Here is a 6469-nt window from a genome sequence, read left to right as displayed (position 1 = left end):
CGGCGGGGGCGGGGCTCGGGGCGGACGGCCCCCCGGGGCCTGGCGCCACCGGGCCCGTCCACTCCGCCAGCTCCGCCGCGCGGCCCGGGTCCGCCAGGTCGCGGCCCTCCGCGTCGTGGACCTGGTCGAGCACGGACGGCACGTGCCAGGCCGAGGGCAGGTGGAGCTGGGCGCCCTCCGCCTCGGCGGCGGCGCGCAGCGCCTCGCGCACCGGGTCCGGCACCCGCTCGGGCCCGAACGGCAGCCGGCTGCTGCGGCGCCGCGCGAGGAAGGGGTGCAGCCGCGCCAGGTCCGCGATCTCCGAACGCCCGGCCTGGTCGCCGCCGGTGCGCTCCAGGCGCGCGACGGCCAGCAGCCGGGGGTCGTGCGGGTCGGGCAGCAGCGCGGCGGGCACCCGCCAGCCCTCGTCCGCGGCGGCCACGCGGAGGTTGAACAGGGCGGCGGCGCAGCCCAGATGGAGGGCGCGGCCGTGCGGGTCGGAGTGCGGCAGCGCCCGGTCGAGGGCGGCCCGCAGCCGCAGGGCGCCGCTCTCGCGGTGGTAGTGGAAACGCCAGGGCTGGGCGTTGTGCAGGGAGGGCGCGGACGTGGCGGCGGTGACCAGGGCGGTCACGGTGTCGGCGTCGGGGACGGCGGCGGGCGTGGGGGGCGTTGCGGGCATGGCGGCTCCTTGGGGGGAGCCACCATCATCCGGGCGTTGCCGGGCCGCGAACGGCGCGGCACGCCCCGGTCAGGTGAGCCGGGCGTGCAGGGCGCGGGCCGCGCCGTCCGTCAGGGCGGCGATCTGGTCCACGATCACCCGCAGGCGGGCGGCCTCGTCCTCCGCCGCCTCGAACAGCGGCCCGAACTGGGCATCCAGGCCCTCGGGCGCCCGGGCGGTCAGGGCCTCGGCCAGCTCGGTCAGCAGGGCACGCTGCCGGGTGCGCAGCCGCTCCTGGTCGGGGCGCTGCATGACGTGCACGTCGGCGACGGCCTTGAGCACGTCGCATTCGAGGCGGGTCTCGCGCGGCACGACCAGCCCGGCGGCATAGCGGCGCAGGGGTCCTGGGCCGTGGCGGGCGCGGGTGGCGCGTTCGGCGGAGAGGCAGAAGCGGCCGATCAGCTGGCTGGTGGCGTCCTTCAGGCGGGCCAGGGCCAGGGCCGTTCCGTCGAAGTGGCGCGGCCACCAGTCCTGGGCGAGCAGGCGGTCCAGGGCGGCGGCCAGCTCGTCCGCCTCGGTGCCGGGCGGGGCGTAGCGGCGGGCGGCGACGGCGAAGATCTCGGCGCGCTCGGGCGGGGAGGCGAGGGCGGCGGGGGCGAGGTGGCCGGCGTGCAGGCCGTCCTCCAGGTCGTGCACGCAGTAGGCCACGTCGTCCGACCAGTCCATCACCTGGGACTCGAAGCAGCGGGCGCCGCCGGGCGGGGCGTCCTGGCGCAGCCAGGAGAAGACGGGCAGGTCGTCGGGGTAGACGCCGTACTTCGGGGAACCCGGGTCGGTGGGGTGGCCGCCGCGCGGCCAGGGGTACTTGGTGGCGGCGTCGAGGGTGGCGCGGGTGAGGTTGAGGCCGACGGAACGGCCGCCGCGCCCGAAGTGCTTGGGCTCCAGGCGGCTGAGCAGCCGCAGGGACTGGGCGTTGGCCTCGAAGCCGCCGCAGGGTTCGGCGACGCGGTCGAGCACGCGTTCCCCGTTGTGGCCGAAGGGCGGGTGGCCCAGGTCGTGGGCCAGGCAGGCGGCCTCGACGATGTCGGGGTCGCAGCCGAAGGCGGCGCCCAGGTCGCGGCCGATCTGGGCGCATTCGAGGGAGTGGGTCAGGCGGGTGCGCGGGGCGGCCTCCCCGACGGGGGCCTCCGGGGCGACGACCTGGGTCTTGCCGGCGAGGCGGCGCAGCGCGGCGGAGTGCTGGACGCGGGCGCGGTCGCGCTGGAAGGCAGTCCGGCCGGGCCGCTTGTCCGGCTCCGGATCCCAGCGCTCGGCGTCCGCCGCCCCGTATCCCGTCCCGGGCCCGGTCCCGCCCTCCCGCGCGTCCGCCGTCTCTCGCATGCGTCGAACGGTAGCCCCTCGGCCCGCCGGGGTGCTCGCGCACCCGGCGACGGCACCGGCGCCTCGCGGCGGGCGGGCCCGGGGCCGTTGCCCGCCTCGCGGCGGGCGCGGCGAGCCTGGGAGCGGCCGACCGGCCGCCGCGGTGAGGGCTTCGCCACGCTCGGGCGCGGACCCGCGGCGCGGCTCCACGGGCCCGGGGGCGGCCCCGAGGCCGACGGCGGCGGGCAACGCGGCGGCGAGCGCGCGGCGGATGGCACCGACGGCATCGGCGAGCCGGTCGCATCGGCGAAGCCGGCCCCATCGGCGAGCCGGTCGCATCGGCGAAGCCGGCCCCATGGGCAAAGCCAGCCGCATCGGCGAGCCGGCCCCATGGGCAAAGCCAGCCGCATCGGCGAGCCGGTCGCATCGGCGAGCCGGTCGCCTCGGCGGAGCGGTGAGCGGCGCGTCCTGCCCGGACGCTGGCGCGCAGCCGGGGCGGCAGCCGTGGGGCTGCGCGAAGCCGGACACGGCCGGGCCGCCCGGAGGGCGCCCCGGCGCGAAGCCGCCGCAGGGCTCCGCGCGTCAGCGCGACGCAGCGCGAAGCGGCGCCCCAGGAGGCACCGCGAGGAGGTTCCCGGGCGGGTCGCGGCAGTCAGGGCTGGGGTGCGCGGCCCGCCCGGGACGTTTCAGCGGGTGGCGGCCAGGGCGGTCGCCGGGAGGCGGGGAAGGGCCGGGGGGCGGGCGCCGCGGGCGCGGTCGTAGCGGTGCAGGAGCAGGCGCGCCAGCGCCGGGTGGCTGCCCAGGGGGGCGGCGACCACGCCGGGCGCGGCCTGGGCGCAGCGCGTGGCGAACAGGCCGGGCGCGGTGAAGCAGGAGGAGACGGCTATCTCGCGCTCGCCGCGCGCCCGCAGCAGCTCCACGGCCTCCTCCACGGTGGGCGAGGCGGCCGAGGCGTAGGCGGGCACCACGGGAACGCCGCCCAGCCGCGCCGAGAGCATCTGCGCCGTGTACGCCGTGCCGGCCGCCGACTCCGGGTCCAGCGACCCGGCCGCGGCGAGGACCACGGCGCTGCCCGGCCGGTACCCGGCCTCGGCCAGCCGGCTGTGCAGGGCCTCGGCGAGCAGCGGGTGCGGGCCCAGGCAGCCGGCCTGCACGACGTCCAGGTGCCGGGCGCCGGCCAGCACCGAGGGGATGTCGTGCTTGACGTGGTACCCCCGGCTGAACAGCAGCGGCACCAGCACCGCCCGCCCGCGCAGCCGCGCCAGCGTGTCGGCCAGCAGCGGCTGATCGGTCTCCAGGTGCCCCAGCTCCACGCGCAGCGACGGGCGCAAAGCCCGCAGCAGGCGCAGCAGGGCCTGGACGCTGCGCCGGGCGCGCGGATCGGGCGAGCCGTGGGCGACGGCGACCAGGGTCGGGGCGGTGGGGGCTGGGCTCATGACGGCCAGCCTGAGCCCCGCGCGTTGCGTTCGTGTTGCCGAGGTGTCACGGGTGCCCGCCCCCTTCCTCACGCCGGGCAACGGCCGGGGCTGAGCCGGTTGCTTCGGCCGGGTAACGCGCAGGGCGCGGGCGCGTAACACGCGCGACGCACGATGGGGGGCATGAACGCCGATCCCACGCCCGCCGCGACGCCCGCCGCGCCCGGCGGTGTCCTCACGACCGGCGGTGTCCTCACCGACACCCACTGTCCGTACTGCGCGCTCCAGTGCGGGATGTCCCTGCGCCCGGCGCAGGGGGCGCCCGGCGGCCTGGACGTGGTGGAGCGGACGGCGTTCCCGGTCAACCGGGGCGCGCTGTGCGGCAAGGGCCGCACCGCGCCCGAGGTGCTGGCCCACGGCGTGCGGCTGACCACGCCGCTGGTGCGCGATCCCGGTCCCGGCGGGGAGCGCGGCGAGCTGCGGCCGGCGAGCTGGGAGGAGGCGCTGGACCGGGTCGCCGGGGGGCTGGCGCGCGCCCGGGGGGCGTACGGCCCGGACGCGGTGGGCGTCTTCGGCGGCGGCGGGCTGACGAACGAGAAGGCGTACGCGCTGGGCAAGTTCACCCGCCTGGTGCTGGGCAGCTCGCAGATCGACTACAACGGCCGGTTCTGCATGTCCTCTGCGGCGGCGGCCGGGACGAAGGCGTTCGGCGTGGACCGCGGGCTGCCGTTCCCGCTGGCCGACATCCCGCGCACCGGCTGCGTGATCCTGGTCGGCTCCAACCTGGCCGAGACGATGCCGCCCGCGCTGCGCTACTTCACCGAGCTGAAGGAGAACGGCGGCACGCTGATCGTGGTGGACCCCCGCCGCACCCGCACCGCCGAGCAGGCCGACCTGCACCTGGCGCCGCGCCCGGGCACCGACCTGGCACTGGCCCTGGGCCTGCTGCACCTGGTGGTGGCCGAGGGGCGGGTGGACGAGGCGTTTATCGCGGAGCGGACCAGCGGCTGGGCGGAGGCGCGCGCGGCGGCGATGGCGCACTGGCCGGAGCTGGTGGAGCGCGTCACGGGCGTGCCGGTGCCGCAGTTGCGGCAGGCGGTGCGGATGTTCTGCGAGCCCGAGGCGGCCATGGTGCTGACCGCGCGCGGGCCCGAGCAGCAGTCCAAGGGCACGGACACGGTCGGCGCCTGGATCAACCTGTGCCTGGCCACCGGCCGCGCGGGCCGCCCGCTGTCCGGCTACGGCTGCCTGACCGGGCAGGGCAACGGCCAGGGCGGGCGCGAGCACGGGCAGAAGGCCGACCAGCTCCCGGGGTACCGGATGCTGGCCGACGCGGCGGCGCGGGAGCACGTCGCCCGCGTGTGGGGCGTTGAGCCCGGGGTCCTGCCCGGCCCCGGGCGCAGCGCCTACGAACTCCTGGACGCGCTGGGCCGGGACACCCCCGACGGGGTGCGGGCCCTGCTGCTGCTGGCCTCCAACCCGGTGGTCTCCGCGCCGCGCGCCGCGCACGTGGAGGAGCGGATGCGGGCGCTGGACTTCCTGGCCGTGTGCGACGTGGTGCTCTCGGAGTCGGCGCGGCTGGCGGACGTGGTGCTGCCGGTGACGCAGTGGGCGGAGGAGACCGGCACGCTGACGAACCTGGAGGGCCGGGTGCTGCTGCGGCGCAAGGCGGTGGAGCCGCCGGCCGGGTGCCGCAGCGACCTGGAGGTGCTGAACCTGCTGGCGGCGCGGCTGGGCTGGGAGAAGGGCTTCCCGACCGACCCGGAGGAGGTCTTCGAGGAGCTGCGGCGGGCCTCGGCGGGCGGCAAGGCGGACTACTCGGGCATCACCTACCGGCGGATCGTGGAGGAGGACGGGGTCTTCTGGCCCTGCCCCGAGACGCGGGCGCCCGCGCCGGAGGAGCTGAACGACGATCCGTCCAACGACCACGCGCCGGCGCCGCACCCGGGGACGCCCCGGCTGTTCCTGGACCGGTTCGCCACGCCGGACGGGCGGGCGCGGTTCGCGCCGGTCAGCCACCGGCCCTCGGCGGAGGAGCCGGACGAGGAGTACCCGCTGCTGCTGACCACGGGCCGGGTGCTGGCGCAGTACCAGTCGGGGGCGCAGACGCGGCGGGTGGCGCGGCTGAACGAGGCCGCGCCGGGGCCGTTCGTCCAGCTCCACCCGCGGCTGGCGGAGCGCCTGGGCGCGGCGGAGGGGGACCGCCTGGCGGTGACCTCGCGGCGCGGGCGGGCGGTGGCGCCGGCGCGGATCACGCGGGACATCCGGCCGGACACGGTGTTCATGCCCTTCCACTGGCCGGGCGAGGGGCGCGCGAACTCGCTGACCAACCCGGCGCTGGACCCGACCTCGCGGATGCCGGAGTTCAAGGTGTGCGCGGTGCGGGTGGAGCTGGCCGGGGACTGAGACCGCCGGGTCGGGGGGCGGAAGGGGCGTCCGGGGCGGCGCGCGGCGCGGGACGGCGCGCGCCGCCGCCCCGGGCGCCCCGGTGTCGTCCCTGTGTCCGTCCCGGTTGCGGAGTGCGCCCGGCGCCTCACCATGGATGCATGGACGACCTGATCCACCTCGCCGAGCACCACCTGTCCCTGGCCCACCGCGCCGAGCACGGCCGCAGCGCCCATCTGTTCCTGCACGACGGGCCGTTGCGGCAGTCCGTGATCGCGCTGGTCGCGGGCGCGGAGCTGGAGGAGCACAGCGCGCCGCCCGCGGCCAGCCTCCAGGTGCTGCGCGGCCGGGTGCGGCTGCACGCGCCGGACGGCCGCGCCACGGAGCTGACGAGCGGGCAGGTGATGCGGGTGCCGCAGACCCGGCACAGCCTGACCGCGCTGGACGACTCCGCGGTCATGCTCACCTCCGTCACGGCCACCCCCGAGCCCGTGGTCGTATACGACACCCGCCGCGAGCCCCACACTGCGTAGGCACTCCGCGTTCGCACCCGACGCCCGCCGGCCGCCCCGCCCGCGCCACGCGGCCCGCCGCTTCGCGGGCTTGCGACGCACGCGATTCTCCCCCGGCGGGCGCCCGGACGCGGCCGGGTGCAGCGGCTCGCCGGACCGCC

At 78.2% G+C, this 6469-nt stretch carries 4 protein-coding genes and 1 pseudogene; 2 read left to right on the top strand and 3 right to left on the bottom strand.

Going from position 1 to position 6469, the window contains the following annotated elements; genetic code table 11:
• From RM780_RS17205 to RM780_RS17195, 3 genes and pseudogenes are all read right to left on the bottom strand, one after another.
• Positions 1-658, bottom strand: a pseudogene (locus RM780_RS17205) (Acg family FMN-binding oxidoreductase); the annotation flags it as partial.
• A gap of 69 nt (positions 659-727) precedes the next feature.
• Entirely contained in the window at positions 728-2017 is a 1290-nt protein-coding gene (locus tag RM780_RS17200) for a deoxyguanosinetriphosphate triphosphohydrolase (protein WP_311631623.1), read from the bottom strand.
• A gap of 665 nt (positions 2018-2682) precedes the next feature.
• Positions 2683-3432: a sirohydrochlorin chelatase gene (locus tag RM780_RS17195; RefSeq protein WP_311631622.1), complete on the bottom strand. Its 750-nt coding sequence runs from the start codon at positions 3430-3432 to the stop codon at positions 2683-2685.
• 162 nt (positions 3433-3594) lie between these two features.
• On the opposite strand from RM780_RS17195, the gene RM780_RS17190 reads away from it, so the two are divergent.
• On the top strand, positions 3595-5817 hold the full coding sequence (locus tag RM780_RS17190; RefSeq protein ID WP_311631621.1) for a molybdopterin oxidoreductase family protein: 2223 nt from the start codon (positions 3595-3597) through the stop codon (positions 5815-5817).
• Between the two features lie 140 nt (positions 5818-5957).
• The gene (locus RM780_RS17185; RefSeq protein WP_311631620.1) at positions 5958-6329 is read left to right on the top strand and encodes a cupin domain-containing protein; all 372 of its coding nucleotides are present in this window, start codon (positions 5958-5960) and stop codon (positions 6327-6329) included.
• The last annotated feature ends 140 nt before the right edge of the window (positions 6330-6469 follow it).

The organism is Streptomyces boetiae, from assembly GCF_031845405.1.
Lineage (GTDB): Bacteria > Actinomycetota > Actinomycetes > Streptomycetales > Streptomycetaceae > Streptomyces > Streptomyces boetiae.
This window is presented reverse-complemented; position numbering and strand designations above follow the sequence as displayed.

What these genes read in the sequence shown, in the direction of transcription:
- RM780_RS17200 (WP_311631623.1), bottom strand. Translation starts at nt 2,017, where the DNA reads ATGCGAGAGACGGCGGACGCGCGGGAGGGCGGGACCGGGCCCGGGACG.
- RM780_RS17195 (WP_311631622.1), bottom strand. Translation starts at nt 3,432, where the DNA reads ATGAGCCCAGCCCCCACCGCCCCGACCCTGGTCGCCGTCGCCCACGGC.
- RM780_RS17190 (WP_311631621.1), top strand. Translation starts at nt 3,595, where the DNA reads ATGAACGCCGATCCCACGCCCGCCGCGACGCCCGCCGCGCCCGGCGGT.
- RM780_RS17185 (WP_311631620.1), top strand. Translation starts at nt 5,958, where the DNA reads ATGGACGACCTGATCCACCTCGCCGAGCACCACCTGTCCCTGGCCCAC.